Raw genomic sequence first — 19373 nt, forward strand, 5'->3', positions numbered from 1 at the left:
TGCCGCATACAAATCGCGGCGCCACTACCGTATGGTAGTTGGCCACACTGTCTTGGCCGTGCACTCTCACACGCACGCCACCCCACACGTAGACGGTGCGGGGCGTGTTTCTCCCATGGGGACCAAATGACAAAGTGAGTCCAAAGATATGAAAACCAAATTGATCGCCCTACTAACCCTGACCGCAGCTGCATACCTGCCAACAGCAGCGCAGGCTCAGTTGGAAAGCCCCTGCCCACCCGGCGAGACCCTCATCGTGGGCTTTGGTCAATATTTTTGCCAAGACCCGAAACACTTCAAAACGGAAGCGATTGCTTTCGACATCATCATGCTCGGTGATAAGCCCAAGCCCGTCAAAGTCGACGACGAGATCATGGAGCACATCAAGAAAGCGGTCCGCAAATAAAGACCCCATTCGACTATGGTTTTAAAAACCAGAAAAGCCCGCGATCCAACGACGCGGGCTTTTTTTACGTTTTAAATGTGCGCGGCGTTACGCCCCAAGCCGCACCGCGTGCCATTCCAGATGATCGGCCATAAACGACGAGATGAAGTAATAGGAATGGTCATAGCCCTCCTGCATCCGCAGGGTGAGCGGTTGATCCGCCTTGGCACAGGCCTCCACAAGCAACTCCGGTTTGAGCTGACTCTCAAGGAAGGTATCTGCCGTTCCTTGGTCCACCAGAATATCCGCGACCCGCGCCCCGTCCTCGATCAAGGCACAGGCATCATAGGCCCGCCACGCCCCACGATCCGCGCCGATATATCCCGTCAGAGCCTTTTCACCCCACGGGCAATTGAGCGGCGACACGATAGGGGCAAAGGCCGACACGGCCTTGAACCGTTCGGGATTGCGCAGCGCGATGGTCAAAGCCCCATGCCCGCCCATGGAATGCCCCATGATTGACACGCGGCTCATGTCGGCGGGAAATTCAGTCCCGATGAGATCAGGCAATTCGCGCTCGATGTAATCGCGCATCTTGTAGTGCTGATCAAACGGCGCCTCGGTCGCGTTGACATAGAAGCCCGCGCCAAGGCCGAAATCATAGGCCCCCTCCGCGTCATCCGGCACACCCTCGCCACGCGGCGAGGTGTCAGGCGCGACAAAGATCAGGCCAAGTTCGGCACAGGCACGGCGATACTCGCCCTTTTCGGTCACATTGGCTTGCGAACAGGTCAGACCCGACAGGTAGATCACCACGGGCAGTTTTTCCCCGTCCGCGTGATCAGGCACAAAGACGGAAAACTCCATGTCCGTCCCCGTCGCAGAGGAGGCATGGGTGTAGACGCCCTGCGTGCCGCCGTGACTGCGGTTTGTTGATACGGTTTCAATCGGCATGGATCAAAATACCACAACAGAACGGATGCTTTCACCCGCATGCATCAAATCAAAACCCTTATTGATCTCTTCCAAAGACAACACATGGGTGATCATCGGATCAATCTCGATCTTGCCGTTCATGTACCAGTCCACGATCTTCGGCACATCTGTGCGTCCTTTCGCGCCGCCGAATGCCGTGCCCTGCCAGACGCGCCCCGTGACCAGTTGGAACGGACGGGTGGAGATTTCCTTGCCCGCTTCGGCCACGCCGATCACGGTGGACACGCCCCAGCCACGGTGACAGGCTTCCAAGGCCTGACGCATCACGGTGGTGTTGCCCGTGCAATCAAACGTGTAATCCGCACCGCCATCGGTCAGCGCCACGAGGTGTTCTACGATGTCGCCGTCAATCTCGGTGGGGTTGACGAAATGGGTCATGCCGAACCGCTCGCCCCATGCCTTTTTATCGTTATTCAAATCAACACCGATGATCTTGTCCGCGCCAACCATCCGCGCGCCTTGCAGCACGTTGAGGCCGATACCGCCGAGCCCGAACACGATGACATTCGCGCCAGGCTCAACCTTGGCCGTATTGGTGATTGCGCCGACACCCGTGGTCACGCCACAGCCGATGTAGCAGGCCTTATCAAAGGGCGCATCTTCGCGGATCTTGGCCACGGCAATCTCGGGCACCACGATGAAGTTCGAGAATGTGGAACAGCCCATGTAGTGATAAATCGTCTCGCCCTTATAGCTCATGCGCGAGGTGCCATCGGGCATCACGCCCTTGCCCTGCGTCGCACGGATCGCGGTACACAGGTTGGTTTTCCCCGACAGGCACGATTTACACTGGCGGCATTCAGGGGTGTAGAGCGGGATCACGTGGTCGTCGGGTTTGACAGATTTCACGCCCGCGCCCACGGCCCGCACAATGCCCGCGCCCTCATGGCCGAGAACCGACGGAAAAATCCCCTCACTATCCAGACCGTCGAGCGTATAGGCGTCGGTGTGGCAAATGCCAGTGGCCATAACCTCGATCAGAACCTCGCCCTCCTTCGGGCCTTCGAGATCGATCTCGACAATTTCGAGGGGTTTGTTTGCTTCGAATGCGACGGCGGCGCGAGTCTTCATGATGGTTCTCCAAATCATTGCAAGCCAGACAGGGGTCCGACAGAAAGCAGACAAAAGTCCGACACGAAAAACACTACCGTGCCAGCTTTTCTTTTCATTAGGTTTAATCTATCAATTAGGAGGTAATCAATCAGGAAATCTGAACGTGATCGACAAGTTGGAAATGTTCATTGCTGTGGCGCGCGAGGGTCATTTCGGACGCGCGGCGACCTCCCTTGGCATCACGCAGCCAACACTTTCCAGCGGCATCAAACACCTCGAAGAACAGCTTGGCGTCACCTTGATCTTGCGCGGATCACGCTTTGGCGGATTGACGCCCGAGGGCAAACGCGCCCTGCATTGGGCACAACGCATCGCCGCCGATACGCGTCAATTATGCGATGAAATGCACGGCACGGGTGTGGAGCTGACAGGGCAAATCCGCCTCGCCGTCATCCCCTCCGCGCTCACATGGGCCGCCCGTCTGGCCGCGCAGATGCGCAAGCACCACCCCAATGTGCGCTTCACCATTTTGTCGCGAACCTCGGCGGAAATCCTGACGATGATGGACGCGCATGAGATCGACGCGAGCCTAACCTATATTGACACAGAGCCGCTTGGCGACGTTGTCACGCAGGCGCTCTATACCGAAACGCCCGTGGCGCTGACCCGTGCGGACACAGCCCTTGCCACCCGAGCCTCGATGACGTGGGCCGATTTCGAGGGACAGCCGATGTGCCTGCTGACCCCCGACATGCAAAACCGCAGGATCATCAATGGCCACCTGCAAGAGGCAGGCGTTACCCCTGATGTGCGCCTTGACGCAAACTCCACAGTCGTTCTGGCCCGCATGGTTCAAGAGACGGGTTGGGTCACGGTTCTGTCGCGCGATTTGGCCGCGTTTTTAAGCACAGGCAATGACCTGCGGATTATCCCGATTGTACCAGAACACGAAGGAGGCGCGGCGGGCCCAACAGTCGGCCTCACCGCCCCGCACCGCGCCAGCCAAACCCCGACTCTCACTGCCCTTATGGCCGCAGCCGCTCAACTCTCAGGCCCATAGCCCAAATTGAAATACGCAATCACATCGACGACCCTCACCTCATAGAACGCCAGCATAGGCCCGCCATGTCCCACTCCCCATTCTCACAATCCCATTTCGACGACATCATCGCGCGACACCGCGCATGCGCGGGTCCACTCCTGCCGATCCTGCATGACATGATGGAGGCGTTTGGCCATATTCCCGACGATGCGCTCACCCCCTTGGCCGATGCGCTGCACCTGACACGCGCGGAGGTCTATGGTGTTGTCAGTTTTTACCACGACTTCAAAACCCACCCCGACGGACATCATGTGATCAAACTGTGCCGCGCCGAAGCGTGCCAGTCTGTGGGCGCGGCGCAGACGCAAGCTGCCTTGCTCGACAGGCTTGGCCTCAAAGATTTCGGCACAACACGTGACGGCATGGTCACTGTCGAGGCCGTCTACTGTCTCGGGCTTTGCGCCTGCGGCCCTGCGGCATTGGTCAATGAACAACCACGCGGACGGGTCAGCGCCCAAAGCCTTGCTACGGAGGTCTGCGCATGAAAGTCTACGTCCCCCTCGACAGCGCAGCCATTGCCCTTGGAGCGGATGACGTCGCATCGGCAATCGCCGCCTACGCCAAAGCACGCGGCATGGATATCGAGATCGTGCGCAATGGCTCACGCGGCATGGTGTGGCTGGAACCCTTGGTCGAGATTGAAACAAATGGCACCCGTCGTGCCTTTGGCCCTGTCGCGCCCGCCGATGTGCCCGCTCTTATGGAAGGCACATTGGACAGTCTTGGCCCCGTCGAGGATATCCCGTTCTTTGCAAGGCAAACCCGCCTGACCTTTGCCCGCTGCGGCCTTATCGACCCGCATTCGCTTGATGATTACACGGCACATGGCGGCCTTTCGGGCCTCAAGCACGCCCTGACAATGAGCGGGGCGGAGATGGTGGAAACGGTAACCGCCTCCGGCCTACGCGGACGCGGCGGCGCTGGCTTCCCCACGGGGATCAAATGGGAGACCGTGCGCAAAGCTCAGGCCAACCAGAAATACATCGTATGCAACGCCGATGAGGGCGACAGCGGCACCTTTGCCGACCGTATGCTGATGGAAGGCGATCCCTATTCCCTCATCGAAGGCATGGTCATCGCAGGCCTCGCCGTGGGGGCGACACGCGGCTACATCTACATGCGCTCCGAGTATCCCATTGCCATTCGCGTGTTGCGCGACGCCATAGAGATTGCCCGTCGTGAGGGCCTCATTGGCGACGATATTTTGGGGTCAGGCAAGGCCTTTGACCTCGACCTGCGTGTTGGCGCGGGGGCCTATGTCTGTGGCGAGGAAACCGCCCTGTTGAATTCGCTCGAAGGCAAGCGCGGCACCGTGCGGGCCAAACCGCCCCTGCCCGCTCTTGAAGGGTTCATGGGGCAGCCGACCGTGGTCAACAACGTTATCTCCCTCGCAACCATTCCCGTCATCTTTGAAAAAGGCGCCGCGTATTACGCCACACATGGCATCGGACGCAGCAAAGGCACGGTGACGCTGCAACTGGCGGGCAACATCAGATATGGCGGTCTGTTCGAGTCCGGCTTTGGCATGACCGTGGGTGAGGCCATCAATGACATCGGCGGCGGCACGGCAAGCGGTCGCCCTGTGAAAGCAGCACAAATCGGCGGCCCCCTTGGAGCCTATCTACACCCCGACCAATTTGACACCCGCGTATGCTACGAGGAAATGGATCAGGCAGGCGGGCTTATCGGCCACGCAGGGGTCACGGTGTTTGACGACAGCGCCGACATGGGCGCGTTGGCGCAGTTCGCTATGGAGTTCTGCGCCATTGAAAGCTGCGGCAAATGCACCCCGTGCCGCATCGGCGCTGTGCGCGGCGTCGAGACGGTTCAACGCATCCGCACGGGTGACAAAGCGGCAGTCGGCCTGCTTGAAGACCTGTGCGAAACCATGCGCGACGGGTCGCTCTGCGCCCTTGGTGGCTTCACGCCCTATCCCGTCCTCTCCGCCCTGAACGGATGGCCCGAGGACTTTGGTCTAGCCAAACAGGAGGCCGCACTATGAGAGATTTCATTATCCCGTGGGACGACACCGATTACGGCACACCGAAACAAACGGGCGCGCCTGTCACACTCACCATTGACGGCATTGAGATCAGCGTGGCAAGCGGCACATCGGTGATGCGGGCCGCGATGGAGGCAGGGCTCAAAATCCCCAAACTCTGCGCCACCGACAGCGTTGAGGCCTTTGGCTCCTGCCGCTTGTGCGTGGTTGAAATTGAGGGGCGACGCGGCACACCCGCATCCTGCACCACACCTGTGGCCGAGGGGATGGTCGTTCACACTCAAAGCGCGAAGGTGCAAAAACTCCGGCGCGGCGTAATGGAACTTTATATCTCCGATCACCCGCTGGATTGCCTGACCTGCTCGGCCAATGGCGATTGCGAGTTACAGGATATGGCGGGCATGGTTGGCCTGCGTGACGTGCGCTACAAAGAGGGCGAGAACCACTTCGACGAGGCCGCTGACTGGCGTCCCGTAGACGACAGCAATCCGTATTTCACCTACGACCCAAGCAAATGCATTGTCTGCTCGCGTTGTGTGCGCGCCTGCGAAGAGGTTCAGGGCACATTCGCACTGACCATCGAGGGGCGCGGCTTCGACAGTCGCGTGTCGGCGGGCACGTCACTGGACGATTTCCTGTCCTCTGAATGCGTGTCCTGCGGGGCCTGTGTCGCGGCCTGCCCCACCGCCACACTGCAAGAGAAATCCGTGCGCGATCTGGGAACGCCCACGCGCTCTGTTGTGACCACCTGCGCCTATTGCGGTGTCGGCTGTTCGTTCAAGGCGGAACTCAACGGTGACCAAGTGGTGCGCATGGTTCCCCACAAAGAGGGCCGCGCCAACCGCGGGCATTCCTGCGTCAAAGGGCGGTTTGCCTATGGCTACGCCGAACATTCCGACCGCATCACCCGCCCGATGATCCGCGAGGCAGTGAGTGATCCGTGGCGCGAAGTGTCATGGGACGAGGCGCTCGCATTTGCCGCCTCCCGCCTCAAAGGCCTACAGGCCACTCATGGCAAAAGCTCAATCGGCGTCATCACATCGAGCCGCTGCACCAATGAGGAAACCTATCTGGTGCAAAAACTCACCCGCGCGGTGTTTGGCAACAACAACACCGACACCTGTGCGCGGGTCTGTCATTCGCCCACGGGCTACGGTTTGGGACAGGCCTTTGGCACCTCGGCGGGCACGCAAGATTTCGACAGCGTTGAGCATACCGACGTGGCGATTGTCATCGGCGCGAACCCCACAGATGGCCATCCCGTGTTTGCCTCGCGGCTGCGCAAACGGCTGCGCCAAGGGGCAAAACTCATCGTATTGGACCCCCGCCGCATCGACCTGTTGGAGACGCCCCACATCGGGGAGGCACATCACCTGCCACTCAAACCCGGAACCAATGTGGCCGTGGTCACGGCACTGGCCCATGTTATCGTCACCGAAGGGCTCTTCGACGAAGAGTTTATCCGCACCCGTTGTGATTGGGACGAGTTCGAGACCTACCGCGACTTTATCTCCGACCCGCGTCACAGCCCTGAGGCCACGGCCCTTCTGACATCTGTAAACGCAGACGCCCTACGCGCCGCAGCGCGGGCCTTCGCCACAGGCGGCAACGGGGCGATTTACTACGGCTTGGGCGTCACCGAACACAGCCAAGGCTCGACCACGGTTATGGCCATTGCCAACCTCGCAATGCTAACGGGCAACATCGGACGCGAGGGCGTAGGCGTGAACCCGTTGCGCGGACAAAACAACGTGCAAGGCGCCTGTGACATGGGCAGCTTCCCGCACGAATTACCCGGGTACCGCCACGTCAAAAATGCCGACGTGCGGGCCATTTTCGAGAACGCATGGGGCGTGAAGATTGATCCTGAGCCTGGCTTGCGGATCCCCAACATGCTCGACGCCGCCGTTGAGGGGCGGTTCAAAGGGCTCTACATCCAAGGCGAAGACATCCTGCAATCAGACCCAGACACCAAACACGTCGCGGCAGGTTTGGCTGCGATGGACTGCGTCATCGTGCATGACCTGTTCCTCAACGAGACCGCCAACTATGCCCATGTGTTCTTACCCGGATCGACCTTTCTGGAAAAAGACGGCACCTTCACCAATGCCGAGCGCCGCATCAACCGCGTACGCCGCGTTATGGCCCCCAAAGCGGGCTATGCCGATTGGGAGGTCACGCAGCTTCTCGCCAATGCCTGTGGGGCGGACTGGACCTACACCCATCCATCACAAATCATGGATGAAATCGCGGCGACGACGCCATCGTTTTCGGGAGTGACCTACGCGCTTCTGGACGCGAAAAACTCGATCCAATGGCCCTGCAATGAGGACCACCCTGAGGGCACCCCGATCATGCACGTGGACGGATTTGTGCGTGGCAAAGGGCGGTTTATTGTCACCGAATACGTGCCGACCGACGAGAAAACAGGCCCACGCTTTCCGCTGTTGCTCACAACAGGCCGCATCCTGTCGCAATACAATGTCGGGGCGCAAACGCGGCGCACGGCCAACACCGTTTGGCACAATGAGGACTTGTTGGAAATCCACCCCCACGACGCCGAAACGCGCGGCATCACCGAAGGCGACCACGTGCGATTGGCCTCACGAGCGGGGGAGACAACCCTGCGGGCCACGCTCACCGAACGTGTTTCGCCCGGCGTGGTCTACACCACCTTCCACCACCCTGACACTCAGGCCAATGTGGTCACAACGGACAACTCCGATTGGGCGACAAACTGCCCAGAATACAAAGTGACGGCGGTGCAGGTGGCGCTCTCTAACGGCCCGACCACTTGGCAGAATGACTATCGCTATCAGGCCGCGCAGTCGCGCCGTATTCGTGAGGCAGGCGAATGATCGGACAGACAGATACCCTGCCCGACGAAGTCGCGATTGCACTGGTCCTCAACGGCTCGACCGTTGCGATCGTTATGGCCACGCCACAAGACTTGCCCGAACTGCTGTGCGGCTTTGCTGTTGGCGAAGGAATTGTCGCCAGACACGACCACGTCAGCGCCATTGAAGTCGTGCAGCACCCCAACGGGATCGAAGTCCGCGGCCGCATCCCAGAGGATCGCGCTGCCGCCATTGACGCCCGCCGACGTGCCTCGGTCGGCCCCGTGGGCTGCGGGTTGTGTGGGATCGAAAGCCTCGAGATGGCGATGGCCGATCCACCCGATGTGGGCGCCCCCAACCCCGCTCTGGCCTGTCGCGTCCGCGATGCCGTAATTGCGCTCGACACCCGCCAAGTGATGCGCAAACAGTCACGCGCCATGCATGCGGCAGGGTATTTTGATGCGCGCGGATTGGTGACTTTGCGTGAGGACGTTGGCCGCCACAATGCGCTCGACAAACTCATCGGCGCGATGGGAGATACGGATGTGACCTGTGGCGGGGTTTTGATGACGTCACGCCTCTCCATCGACCTCGTGCAGAAATGCGCCCATGCGGGCATCCCCGCGCTCTATTCCGTATCGCGTCCGACCAAGGCCGCCGTGGCGCAGGCCCAACGCTGCGGCATGACCCTATGCACGGTCGCGCCCGATGGATTGATCTATTACGCAGGCACCGACGAGGAGACGACGTTTTGACAGACGATAAATTGGTGCGGATGGCAAACCAGATCGCGACGTTTTTCGCCACACAGCCCGATGCGGACAAAGCCTCAAAAGTGGCCGCGCATCTCACCGACTTTTGGGACCCCGCGATGCGCGCACAGCTCAGCGCCTATGCGGCCCAAGGCGGTACGGGTCTCGACCCCTTGGCGCTCGACGCCGCGAAATTGCTTTAGTTCAGGAAGAACTGCGACAGCAGTGGCGATGCCGCAGCGCCAATCACGCGGGCATTGCCGCCCACACGCGCAGGCTCAATGCGCGGCGCGGAAATCCCTCGCAAATCAAGACGCTCGAATTCGATACGCGTTTGCTCGACCAAGCGCCTGCGAACATCATCGGGAAACGCGCCGTCAATCATCACAGCTTCGAAGTCAATCACACTGACCACCGTACGAGCCGCATGGGCAAGCGCCTTGGCCGATGTGGCAATCCACGTCTCAAGGCAAGAACCGAAGCTGGACCAATCTTGCGGCATAGCCCACATTTTATCCGTATCGCCTCCCGCCTTTGCCACGGCAGCCTCAAGCATGTAGAGCGAAGCGGCATCGATCAAAGCACACTCGTGGCCGTCACCGTTAGGCACCGAAAGCGACCCCAAGGCACCAGCATTGCTTTGACGGCCCACGATAACCTTGGAATCCAGAACGATCCCACCACCAATAAATGACCCGATAAAGAAGTAAGCGTAATCATAAAACTCGCGCCCGCGCCCGAACACATATTCGGCGCGACATGCAGCGGTGCCATCATTTTCGGTAAACAGAGGCAGATCGGAGAACTTTGCAATTTCCTCGGCGAAATCAATATCCCGCCATATCTTGAAATCTTCAGGCGCGCCAAGTGCCTCGGTCCAGCTCCAGATCTCCGATGGGGCGGCAATACCAATTCCACAAATACGAGCACGTTGGGTGGGGCTAAGTCCCTCGGACAACTCCGCCATCCCGTCGCGCAGATAGGTGAAAATCTGATCGGGCATGGGATAGCGGTAGGTCTCAATAGTCTGACCCAGCACATCGCCCTCAAGGTTCATCACCGCCAAATCCGCGCTACGCCGTCCGATTTTAAGGCCGAATGTCAGAGCGCCATCCGGATTGATCTCCATCGGAATCGACGGCTTTCCAACCTTGCCACGCTGCGGGTCCCCTCGCCTCACGCATCCGTCCGCTTCGAGCTTACGCAATATATTCGACACCGTTTGCGGCGACAAATCCGTTCGTTTTGCCAACTCGCTACCCGGCATCCCGCCGTGGCGTTGAATGAGCGACATCACAAGCCGCTCGTTGAGCGCACGCACACCGATCTGATTCACGCCAGATCGCAATTCTTTAACCTTGTCGCTCGTCACCAGCCGTCCTCCCGTTCGGTGACATTGCCTCATGTCATTTAATAAATCAAATGGATTTATTTATTGACGCATCACTGAGAATCGGATCATTTAGCTATGTTCCGTTTGAGAGAACGGGGAATTATCGGGCCAATCGCCACAATGGCGAGGTCTGTACTTTGGGAGGAACGACCATGAAAACACTACTCGCAGGCACCGCAATTGCGCTCGCAACCATGACATCCGGCGCTTTCGCCGCTGACATTTCCGCGTGCCTTATCACCAAAACAGATACCAACCCCTTCTTCGTAAAAATGAAAGAAGGCGCTGAGGCCAAGGCGGCCGAGCTTGGTATCGAATTGAAATCCTTCGCAGGCAAAGTGGATGGCGACCACGAGACACAAGTGGCTGCTGTCGAAACCTGCATCGCAGATGGGGCAAAAGGCATCCTGATCACCGCCTCGGATACCTCGTCCATCACCACGTCCGTCCAACAGGCCCGCAACGCAGGTCTTTTGGTGATCGCGCTCGACACCCCTCTCGACCCTATCGACGCTGCGGATGCGACCTTTGCCACCGACAACTTCCTTGCTGGTGAGTTGATCGGCAAATGGGCCGCCGCCAAATTGGGTGACGACGCAGCAAATGCGAAAATCGCCATGCTCGACCTCGCCGTATCCCAGCCAACCGTTGGCGTTTTGCGCGACCAAGGCTTCCTTCAAGGCTTTGGCATCGACCTTGGCGACCCGAAAAAATGGGGCGACGAGGATGACCCACGGATCGTCGGCAACGATGTGACACAGGGCAACGAAGAGGGCGGTCGCAAAGCGATGGAAAACCTGCTCGCGTCTGATCCGGAAATCAACGTGGTCTACACCATCAACGAACCTGCCGCAGCGGGCGCTTACGAAGCACTCAAATCCATCGGCCGCGAAAACGACGTCCTGATCGTCTCCGTCGATGGCGGCTGCCCTGGCGTTCAAAACATCGCTGATGGCGTTATCGGCGCAACCTCGCAGCAATATCCGCTCCTGATGGCCTCCAAAGGGATCGAAGCGATTGCGGCTTGGGCCAAAGACGGCACGAAACCCCAAAACACCGAAGGCAAAGACTTCTTTGACACAGGTGTAACCCTGATCACCGATCAACCTGTTGACGGTGTCCCATCCAAATCCGTTGCTGAAGGCATGGACCTCTGCTGGGGGTAAGTCGGCCGATCTTCGGATCGACCCACGGATGTAACAGCAGGGGCGGACAGAAATGTCCGCCCCTATGCAAAACGGGGATGACCGCATAGTGTTGGTCATATTGGGAGGCAGTCATGTCTAACGACAATTACGAGGCAGCGATCACGGATCGCGCATCCGATGCAGTTGCCAGTTTCAGCGACGAGTACAAAAGCCCTGTCGCAAGATTTCAACATCAACTCCACACAACACCCGCTCTGGTCCCATTGATCGTTCTGGTCGCGTCCATTGTGGTTTTCGGCCTTTTGTTGGGGTCGAAATTCTTTTCACCATTTGCGCTCACGCTCATCCTTCAGCAGGTGCAAATCGTCGGGATTGTGGCCGCTGCGCAATCTTTGGTCATTCTGACCGCAGGGATCGACCTCTCGGTTGGTGCGATCATGGTTCTGAGTTCGGTTGTGATGGGCACATTCACATTCCGCTATGGTTTACCCGTGGGCGTATCGATCTTTGCCGGTCTCGGTGTCGGGGCAATTTGCGGCTACATCAATGGCTATCTTATCGCCAAAATGAAACTCCCGCCCTTCATCGTCACACTCGGCATGTGGCAAATCGTTCTGGCCACGAACTTCCTCTACTCCGCCAATGAAACCATTCGCGCCCAAGAGATCGCGGCAAACGCACCAATGCTGCAATTCTTTGCGACCAAGTTCAAAATTGGTGGCGCTGTGTTCACCATCGGCGTGTTCTTTATGGTGCTTCTTGTTGCGGTTCTGGCCTATGTGTTGCGCCACACGGCATGGGGCCGCCATGTTTATGCCGTTGGCGACGATCCCGAAGCCGCAGAACTGTCGGGCGTGAACGTCAAGGGCACGTTGATCTCCGTTTATGTCATTTCGGGCATCATCTGTGCCTTTGCAGGTTGGGCCTTAATCGGGCGGATCGGATCGGTCTCTCCGACCTCAGGACAGCTTGCAAACATTGAAAGCATCACGGCCGTGGTGATCGGCGGTATCTCCCTCTTTGGTGGACGCGGATCAATCCTTGGCACCCTCTTTGGCGCACTCATCGTGGGTGTATTTACCCTCGGCCTGCGCCTCATGGGAGCGGATGCACAATGGACCTACCTGCTCATCGGCGCTCTTATCATTGCGGCTGTGGCCGTGGACCAATGGATCAGAAAGGTGGCCGCGTAATGGAACCCATTCTCAAAGCCCGCAACCTCGTCAAACGCTACGGCAAAGTCGTCGCCCTCGACCATTGTGATTTCGACCTCTACCCGGGCGAAATCCTCGCAGTGATCGGCGACAACGGGGCGGGGAAATCAACCCTGATCAAAGCCCTGTCGGGCGCGGTTCAAGCCGACGCAGGCGAGGTGACACTTGATGGCAAAACCGTCCACTTCAGCTCGCCCAATGATGCCCGCAACGCAGGGATAGAAACCGTCTATCAAACCCTCGCAATGTCCCCTGCCCTGTCGATCACCGACAACATGTTCATGGGGCGTGAGTTGCGCAAACCCGGCATCGCGGGATCTCTATTTCGCAAACTCGACCGCCCCGCGATGGAGAAATTCGCCCGCGACAAGCTCTCGGAACTGGGCCTGATGACCATTCAGAACATCAACCAGTCGGTCGAGACTCTGTCAGGGGGACAGCGCCAAGGCGTTGCCGTGGCCCGTGCAGCCGCCTTCGGTTCAAAGGTCGTCATCCTTGACGAGCCCACAGCGGCTCTTGGCGTTAAGGAAAGCCGTCGGGTGTTGGAATTGATCCAAGAGGTACGCTCGCGTGGCATCCCGATCATCCTGATCTCCCACAACATGCCGCACGTCTTTGAAGTCGCTGACCGCATCCACGTACACCGACTGGGCAAACGCCTATGCGTGATCGACCCGAAGGACTACACCATGTCCGATGCGGTGGCCTTTATGACAGGGGCGATGGAAGCCCCCACAGAAGATCAGGCGGCCTGATCTATGACACCTTCGGTTCTCACAACCGAAATCGAAACGATTGCGCAGGGGCGGGAGCGGACGCTCATCGCCCTTGCCGGCCCTCCGGGGGCTGGAAAATCAACCCTCGCAGACCAACTTGCCCGCGCGCTCGGGACGCGCGCACAGGTCGTGCCGATGGACGGGTTCCACCACGACAACACTTGGCTTGATGCGCGTGGGCTTCGCGCGCGAAAGGGCGCTCCCGAAACATTTGACGCGGCAGGGTTTGTACAACTGGTGCGCGGATTGCGCGACGGAACCGTCACCACGTACCCGCTCTTTGATCGCTCTATCGACGGTGTGGTTCAGGACGCAGGCCACTTGCGCGCAGAGGCTGACATCCTCATCGTCGAGGGAAATTATCTCTTGCTCGACGATGTCACATGGCGCGACCTTCACCCGCTTTGGGATATAACGATCATGCTCAGCGTCGACACCGACACATTGCGCGAACGCCTCACTCAGCGTTGGATTGACCACGGCTTCTCCCCACAAGACGCGCTCAAAAAGGCGCAAGAAAACGATCTCAAGAATGCGGAAACCGTGATGAAGAACAGCGTGGCCGCGCCCCATACAATCGCGAACTGACCCACACAAACTGCCCCGCGCGGTGAACGCACGGGGCGAAAAATCAGACCGTCACTGCGCAGCGAGAGTGGAAGGTGCGTCGATCTGCGCATTCAACTTCCAGATTTGAACAGCCGCGTCCGCAGCTTCACGGCCTTTGCCGACGAAATGCTCAAAGTAGAAATTTTCATGCTCTGATTTGGGTTGGAAATGATGCGGCGTCAGCGACACGGACAACATCGGCACGCCCGTCTTCAACTGCGCATCCATCAGGCCAGAGACAACCGCTTGGGCCACGAAATCATGGCGGTAAATGCCTCCGTCCACGACCAAAGCCGCAGCGGCAATCGCGTCATAGCCCCCCGTCTGCGCCAGTTTTTGCGCGACAAGTGGCATCTCGAATGCGCCGGGAACGTCAAAGGTCTCGACAGTCGCATCGACGCCCAATTCGGCAAGACGCGCATTGAACCCGACAAGCGCCTGATCAACGATATCGGCATGCCAACGGGCTTTGATAAAAGCAAATTTTGGGGATTTTGTCATAGCTCTTGATCCTTCTAAGCAGACAGAATCCCAGAGCATAAAGGTCGCCCCGCACCATGCGGGTCGTTCATCCTCTCTCATCCGGACTTTAACCGTCGGCTCTGGAATTCCACCAGTATCTGCTGACCAAGTGATCTCCGAAGAAACACACAAGCGCTCGCGGGCTATAACCGCCGGTGGGGAATTTCACCCCGCCCTGAGAATAGATTCTATGTAGGGGGACGGTTTGAGCCTGTCAATAAAGCGGGTACAAAAACGCCCCCGCATCGGATGTGACGCAGGGGCGTTTGAGCGTTTCAGGTCATGCGTTCGCGTCAGGTTTTAAACACACGGTAGATCGCGGGGATCACCAAAACCGTCAGTAAGGTTGAGGTCAAAAGGCCGAACAACAGTGAAATTGCCAACCCTTGGAAAATCGGATCGGCAAGGATCACCACCGCCCCGATCATCGCGGCAATGGCCGTCAACAGGATCGGTTTAAACCGGATTGCCCCTGCGTCGATGAGGATTTGCACCTTGTCCACGCTCTGATCTGCATTGCGGATGAAGTCCACGAGCAAGATCGAATTGCGCACGATAATGCCCGCAAGCGCGATAAAGCCGATCATCGACGTCGCCGAGAATGGCGCACCAAGCAGCCAGTGACCAAAGATGATCCCGAGGAAGGTCAGCGGAATGGGCGTCAGCACCACGAGCGGCAAACGGAACGATCCGAATTGCGCCACCACGAGGATGTAGATCCCCAAAAGTGCCACGGCAAACGCCGCCCCCATATCGCGGAAGGTAACATAGGTCACTTCCCATTCCCCGTCCCAAAGCAGGGTCGGATGGCTCTCGTCATCAGGCTGGCCGTAGTAGGAGATCACGGGCTTTTCGCCCTCTTCCCACTCCATCGCATCAAGCGCGTCGGAGACAGCAAACATGCCGTAGATCGGTGCCTCGAAATCACCCGCGAGTTCCGCTGTGACCATCTCGGCAAAGCGCCCGTTGTGGCGGAAGATCGGGAAGGACACCAACTCTTCGCGCACCTCCACGACATCGCCAAGCTCGACCACGCCCCGCGCACCAGGCAGCACATTGGCAGGGATCGGAGTGGACAAAAACGCCTCATCCATGACGCGCTCGCCCTTGCCCCGCTCAACAATGATCGGGATCGGATGACGCCCCATGCCACGATGCGAATAGCCGACAGTGGCCCCGCCATTGAGAATGGCCATCGTGTCGAACACGTCTTGTTCTTGGACTTGGAAAAACTCGAGGTTGTCGGTGTTGACGGTCGCCCGCAAACGGCGCGGTTGCTCGCCAAAACTGTCATCGACGTCGACCACAAAGGGCACCGCATCAAAGGCCGCGCGAATTTTGGTCGCAGTGGCCCGACGCGCCTCGGCATTCGGTCCGTAGACCTCTGCCAGAAGCGTGGCCATCACGGGCGGTCCGGGGGGCGGTTCAACCGTCTTGATGTTGGTCCCCGCAGGCACGTCCAATTCGGCAACCATCTCGCGGATAATCAGAGCAAGCTCGTGGCTCGTGCGATCGCGGTCATGCTTGGCCGTCAGGTTGATCTGCACATCCCCCATATTGGCCCGCTCGCGCAGATAGTAGTGACGCACCAAGCCGTTAAAGTTAAACGGGGCGGCGGTGCCAGCATGAGTTTGCGCCGAGACGACCTCGGGCAGATCCACCACCAAACGCGCGATGGATTGTGCCACCGCATCGGTTTGCTCCACCGACGCACCCTCGGGCATGTCGATCACCACCGACAGTTCGGATTTATTGTCGAAGGGCAGCAGTTTAACAGTCACGTCCTTGGTGTAGATCGCGGTGAGCGACCCGAACGACAGAACCGCAGTGATGATCAAAAACAGACCCGAGCGCCCTTTCGAGGCGAGGATCGGCTTAGCCACTTTGGCATAGACGCGACCGAGAGCGCCGCCGTGATCGCCATCGCCTGCGCCATGCCCGTCAGAATGCACAGGCGCTTTGCCCGCAATCTTGAACATCAGCCACGGCGTAATCATCACAGCCACAAAGAAGGAAAAGATCATCGCGGCGGAAGCATTGGCGGGAATGGGCGACATATACGGTCCCATCAGCCCCGACACGAACAGCATCGGCAAAAGCGCCACGACCACCGTTAGCGTTGCAACAATCGTCGGGTTGCCCACCTCGGCCACCGCATCAATAGCGGCAGACTTGCAGTCACGGCCATCTTTCATCCCCCAATGTCGGGCGATGTTTTCGATCACCACAATGGCGTCATCGACCAAAATCCCGATGGAGAAAATCAGCGCAAACAACGACACGCGGTTGAGCGTGTAGCCCATGATCCACGAGGCAAAGAGCGTGAGCAGGATCGTCACAGGGATCACGATCGCAACCACGATTGACTCGCGCCATCCGATCGCGATGAGAACCAAGCCGATGATCGATACCGTGGCCAGACCGAGGTGGAACAAAAGCTCGTTGGCTTTTTCGTCCGCCGTCTCACCGTAATCGCGTGTGATCTCGACGTGGATCGTGTCAGGAATGATCGAGCCTTCGGCCATGTGGACCTTGTGCAAAATTTCTTCGGCTTGGATCACGGCGTTCGAACCTGCGCGTTTGGCCACGGCCAAGGTCACGGCAGGCATACGGTGAACCACTCCGTCCTCTTTGGTGACGGAGGACACGATCTGATCGGAGGTGTTCGAGACAAATTCCACATCCGCCACATCGCTCACATAGACGGGCCGCCCGTCGCGGGTCGTGACCAAAAGGCTGCCAATTTGTGCAGGTGATGTCAGGGTTTCACCCGCAACAAGATCAATCATCTGGCCGCCGTCGCGCAGCGTTCCAGTGTTGAGCGAAGTATTGGCCGACTGCACCTTTCCCGCAAGCTGTTGCAGCGTCACACCGTAAAGCGCGAGACGCTCGGGGTCGGGCATGACACGGATCGCTTCGGGCGCTTCGCCAACGATATAGGACAGCCCCACATCGGAAATTTTCGCAATCTCGCCGCGCAACTCACGCGCAATTCGGGTCAATTCGTTGGCGGTGATCTCATAGTGTCCCGGTTTGGGCGACAGGGTCAGCGAAACAATCGCCACATCGTCAATGCCCCGCCCGACAATCAGCGGCTCGGGGATGCCCACGGGGATGCGGTCGATATTGGCACGCACCTTATCATGGACGCGCAAAATCGCGGCGTCGGCGGAAGTGCCAACGACAAACCGCGCCGTGACCATCGCGTAATCGTCGGAGGTCTGGGAGTAGACATGCTCCACACCGCTGATCCCTTTGACGATGGTTTCCATCGGCTCGGTGACAAGACGCACAGCATCGGGCGCTTTCAATCCCGGTGCTTGGATATGAATGTCCACGAGCGGGACCGAGATCTGCGGCTCTTCTTCACGCGGCAGACTGCTTTGCGCGACAAGTCCCACAGCCAGTGCCACGATGATCAACAGCGGCGTCAATGGCGAGCTGATAAAGGCCCGTGTTAAAGCTCCCGCGATGCCGAGCTTCCATTTCTTCACGTCGGGATTACTCATTACAGCACTCCCCATCGGCGGGCACGATCACGTCACCGGCATTCAGCCCCGTCACGATCTCGACCATGTCGCCATGCACCTCTCCCGGAATCACCGCGCGAAGCACCACGTCATCCCCGTCACGCACAGGAACAAAATCCATGCCCGAACGGGTGATAAGCGATGACGCAGGCACAGTAATCGCGGTGCGGTTTCCTACGGGGATGCGCACCAACACACGGGCGTCGACAAAGGCCGATGACAACCCGTCAACCTCGACATCCGCAATCACACGCCCGTTTTCAATTTGGGGATAGATGCGCGCCAAAGTACCGCTGGCAGGTTGATCCGCACTGTCGATCACAATCGAGGCACCCTCAACCAACGCACTCGCGTGTCGCTCGGGGATCGCAAGGCGCAGGTAGAACCCGCCGCCGCCGATACTGGCCACCGCCTCACCAGGCATCACGACCGCGCCCTTTGTCACGGGCACGTCAAGCACGCGACCCGTTGCAGGGGCGAGAACCGCGCCTTCGGCGGCCTGCTGTTCAATCACGCTGCGCTGTGCCCCTGTTGCGGCGATCTGCCCCTCCAAGACGCCGACCTGTGTTCGCAAGGCGTCCAATCGCTGCGCCGTGGTGACACCCCGCTCCAAAAGGTTCTCGCCCCGCGTCAGCTCCGCCTGAGCATTGTCCAGTTGCGTCTGGAGCGCGCTGATCTGCGCGTCTATGGCGCTGAGTTGAAAATCCAGTTTTTGATCATAGACCTGCGCGAGAACCTGCCCCGCCTCAACGAGGTCGCCCTCGGAAACCGCAAGATCGACAAGCGTCCCACCGATCCGCGCCCGCGCGGGTACCAGATCACGCGCCTCGATCCGTCCATAGACCGCTTTCCATTCGGTCACGGTCGATGGCGCAATCACCGTGTCAGCCATGCTCGTCAGGGGCCACAGGCCAATCATGGCCACAATCATCAAGAGCCTCATGGGTAGAATCCTTTTCCGTTGGGTCGTAGCGCAATCGCATTTCGGACCCGCGCAACACGGGCCGCACACCTCTCTAGCGCCAATGAACAGCGGCGGTCTGTGACGAAGTCA

Annotated in this window: 17 protein-coding genes and 1 riboswitch; of the genes, 11 read left to right on the forward strand and 6 right to left on the reverse strand. The window is 58.9% G+C overall.

The annotated features are described in order from the left end of the window. The first annotated feature begins 148 nt into the window (after positions 1 to 148). Positions 149 to 406, forward strand: a complete 258-nt coding sequence (locus ACN0TS_RS03885) for a hypothetical protein (protein ID WP_417257989.1) — start codon at positions 149 to 151, stop codon at positions 404 to 406. Positions 407 to 493: 87 nt separating this feature from the next. On the opposite strand, the gene fghA is transcribed toward ACN0TS_RS03885, so the two are convergent. Then, positions 494 to 1339 carry an S-formylglutathione hydrolase gene (fghA, locus tag ACN0TS_RS03890; protein WP_417257990.1) on the reverse strand — a complete coding sequence of 282 codons (846 nt, stop codon included), beginning with the start codon at positions 1337 to 1339 and terminating at the stop codon, positions 494 to 496. Positions 1340 to 1342: 3 nt separating this feature from the next. Then, complete coding sequence (locus ACN0TS_RS03895; protein ID WP_417257991.1) at positions 1343 to 2452, reverse strand: S-(hydroxymethyl)glutathione dehydrogenase/class III alcohol dehydrogenase; 1110 nt, start codon at positions 2450 to 2452, stop codon at positions 1343 to 1345. 145 nt (positions 2453 to 2597) lie between these two features. Between ACN0TS_RS03895 and ACN0TS_RS03900 the strand changes: the two genes are divergently transcribed. From ACN0TS_RS03900 to ACN0TS_RS03925, 6 genes are all read left to right on the forward strand, one after another. Continuing rightward, on the forward strand, positions 2598 to 3494 hold the full coding sequence (locus ACN0TS_RS03900; RefSeq protein WP_417257992.1) for a LysR family transcriptional regulator: 897 nt from the start codon (positions 2598 to 2600) through the stop codon (positions 3492 to 3494). A 65-nt stretch (positions 3495 to 3559) separates the two neighbouring features. Continuing rightward, a complete protein-coding gene (locus tag ACN0TS_RS03905; RefSeq protein ID WP_417257993.1) occupies positions 3560 to 4021 on the forward strand; it encodes an NAD(P)H-dependent oxidoreductase subunit E in 462 nt (153 codons plus the stop codon). After that, on the forward strand, positions 4018 to 5538 hold the full coding sequence (locus tag ACN0TS_RS03910; RefSeq protein ID WP_417257994.1) for a formate dehydrogenase beta subunit: 1521 nt from the start codon (positions 4018 to 4020) through the stop codon (positions 5536 to 5538). Before ACN0TS_RS03905 ends, ACN0TS_RS03910 begins: the two co-directional genes overlap by 4 nt. After that, on the forward strand, positions 5535 to 8396 hold the full coding sequence (fdhF, locus tag ACN0TS_RS03915; protein ID WP_417257995.1) for a formate dehydrogenase subunit alpha: 2862 nt from the start codon (positions 5535 to 5537) through the stop codon (positions 8394 to 8396). The genes ACN0TS_RS03910 and fdhF overlap by 4 nt, the downstream gene beginning before the upstream one ends. Next, the gene (gene fdhD / locus ACN0TS_RS03920) at positions 8393 to 9130 is read left to right on the forward strand and encodes a formate dehydrogenase accessory sulfurtransferase FdhD (RefSeq protein WP_417257996.1); all 738 of its coding nucleotides are present in this window, start codon (positions 8393 to 8395) and stop codon (positions 9128 to 9130) included. Before fdhF ends, fdhD begins: the two co-directional genes overlap by 4 nt. Further along, positions 9127 to 9330, forward strand: a complete 204-nt coding sequence (locus ACN0TS_RS03925; RefSeq protein WP_417257997.1) for a formate dehydrogenase subunit delta — start codon at positions 9127 to 9129, stop codon at positions 9328 to 9330. Before fdhD ends, ACN0TS_RS03925 begins: the two co-directional genes overlap by 4 nt. Here the strand turns inward: ACN0TS_RS03925 and ACN0TS_RS03930 are convergent. Continuing rightward, entirely contained in the window at positions 9327 to 10499 is a 1173-nt protein-coding gene (locus ACN0TS_RS03930) for an ROK family transcriptional regulator (RefSeq protein ID WP_417257998.1), read from the reverse strand. The genes ACN0TS_RS03925 and ACN0TS_RS03930 overlap by 4 nt on opposite strands. 173 nt (positions 10500 to 10672) lie before the next feature. Between ACN0TS_RS03930 and ACN0TS_RS03935 the strand changes: the two genes are divergently transcribed. From ACN0TS_RS03935 to ACN0TS_RS03950, 4 genes are all read left to right on the forward strand, one after another. Then, a complete protein-coding gene (locus ACN0TS_RS03935; protein ID WP_417257999.1) occupies positions 10673 to 11686 on the forward strand; it encodes a sugar ABC transporter substrate-binding protein in 1014 nt (337 codons plus the stop codon). Positions 11687 to 11799: 113 nt separating this feature from the next. Beyond that, positions 11800 to 12861: an ABC transporter permease gene (locus tag ACN0TS_RS03940; protein ID WP_417258000.1), complete on the forward strand. Its 1062-nt coding sequence runs from the start codon at positions 11800 to 11802 to the stop codon at positions 12859 to 12861. Further along, the gene (locus ACN0TS_RS03945) at positions 12861 to 13637 is read left to right on the forward strand and encodes an ATP-binding cassette domain-containing protein (protein WP_417258001.1); all 777 of its coding nucleotides are present in this window, start codon (positions 12861 to 12863) and stop codon (positions 13635 to 13637) included. Before ACN0TS_RS03940 ends, ACN0TS_RS03945 begins: the two co-directional genes overlap by 1 nt. 3 nt (positions 13638 to 13640) lie before the next feature. After that, positions 13641 to 14246, forward strand: a complete 606-nt coding sequence (locus ACN0TS_RS03950; RefSeq protein ID WP_417258002.1) for an AAA family ATPase — start codon at positions 13641 to 13643, stop codon at positions 14244 to 14246. A 51-nt stretch (positions 14247 to 14297) separates the two neighbouring features. Here the strand turns inward: ACN0TS_RS03950 and ACN0TS_RS03955 are convergent, their stop codons facing one another. From ACN0TS_RS03955 to ACN0TS_RS03965, 3 genes are all read right to left on the reverse strand, one after another. Then, positions 14298 to 14768, reverse strand: a complete 471-nt coding sequence (locus ACN0TS_RS03955; RefSeq protein WP_417258003.1) for a 6,7-dimethyl-8-ribityllumazine synthase — start codon at positions 14766 to 14768, stop codon at positions 14298 to 14300. Between the two features lie 65 nt (positions 14769 to 14833). Next, a riboswitch (FMN riboswitch) is annotated at positions 14834 to 14976 on the reverse strand. Between the two features lie 106 nt (positions 14977 to 15082). Further along, complete coding sequence (locus tag ACN0TS_RS03960) at positions 15083 to 18298, reverse strand: efflux RND transporter permease subunit (protein WP_417258004.1); 3216 nt, start codon at positions 18296 to 18298, stop codon at positions 15083 to 15085. Beyond that, on the reverse strand, positions 18291 to 19262 hold the full coding sequence (locus ACN0TS_RS03965) for an efflux RND transporter periplasmic adaptor subunit (protein WP_417258005.1): 972 nt from the start codon (positions 19260 to 19262) through the stop codon (positions 18291 to 18293). The genes ACN0TS_RS03960 and ACN0TS_RS03965 overlap by 8 nt, the downstream gene beginning before the upstream one ends. Between the last annotated feature and the right edge of the window lie 111 nt (positions 19263 to 19373).

Source organism: Celeribacter sp. (genome assembly GCF_048266405.1).
Taxonomy (GTDB): domain Bacteria; phylum Pseudomonadota; class Alphaproteobacteria; order Rhodobacterales; family Rhodobacteraceae; genus Celeribacter.

Bases quoted from the DNA above. Each gene is read 5' to 3' on its own strand.
- ACN0TS_RS03940 (WP_417258000.1), top strand. From the start codon at position 11,800: ATGTCTAACGACAATTACGAGGCAGCGATCACGGATCGCGCATCCGAT.
- ACN0TS_RS03935 (WP_417257999.1), top strand. From the start codon at position 10,673: ATGAAAACACTACTCGCAGGCACCGCAATTGCGCTCGCAACCATGACA.
- fdhD (WP_417257996.1), top strand. From the start codon at position 8,393: ATGATCGGACAGACAGATACCCTGCCCGACGAAGTCGCGATTGCACTG.
- ACN0TS_RS03885 (WP_417257989.1), top strand. From the start codon at position 149: ATGAAAACCAAATTGATCGCCCTACTAACCCTGACCGCAGCTGCATAC.
- ACN0TS_RS03960 (WP_417258004.1), bottom strand. From the start codon at position 18,298: ATGAGTAATCCCGACGTGAAGAAATGGAAGCTCGGCATCGCGGGAGCT.
- ACN0TS_RS03950 (WP_417258002.1), top strand. From the start codon at position 13,641: ATGACACCTTCGGTTCTCACAACCGAAATCGAAACGATTGCGCAGGGG.
- ACN0TS_RS03965 (WP_417258005.1), bottom strand. From the start codon at position 19,262: ATGAGGCTCTTGATGATTGTGGCCATGATTGGCCTGTGGCCCCTGACG.
- ACN0TS_RS03905 (WP_417257993.1), top strand. From the start codon at position 3,560: ATGTCCCACTCCCCATTCTCACAATCCCATTTCGACGACATCATCGCG.
- ACN0TS_RS03910 (WP_417257994.1), top strand. From the start codon at position 4,018: ATGAAAGTCTACGTCCCCCTCGACAGCGCAGCCATTGCCCTTGGAGCG.
- ACN0TS_RS03955 (WP_417258003.1), bottom strand. From the start codon at position 14,768: ATGACAAAATCCCCAAAATTTGCTTTTATCAAAGCCCGTTGGCATGCC.
- fghA (WP_417257990.1), bottom strand. From the start codon at position 1,339: ATGCCGATTGAAACCGTATCAACAAACCGCAGTCACGGCGGCACGCAG.
- fdhF (WP_417257995.1), top strand. From the start codon at position 5,535: ATGAGAGATTTCATTATCCCGTGGGACGACACCGATTACGGCACACCG.
- ACN0TS_RS03945 (WP_417258001.1), top strand. From the start codon at position 12,861: ATGGAACCCATTCTCAAAGCCCGCAACCTCGTCAAACGCTACGGCAAA.
- ACN0TS_RS03895 (WP_417257991.1), bottom strand. From the start codon at position 2,452: ATGAAGACTCGCGCCGCCGTCGCATTCGAAGCAAACAAACCCCTCGAA.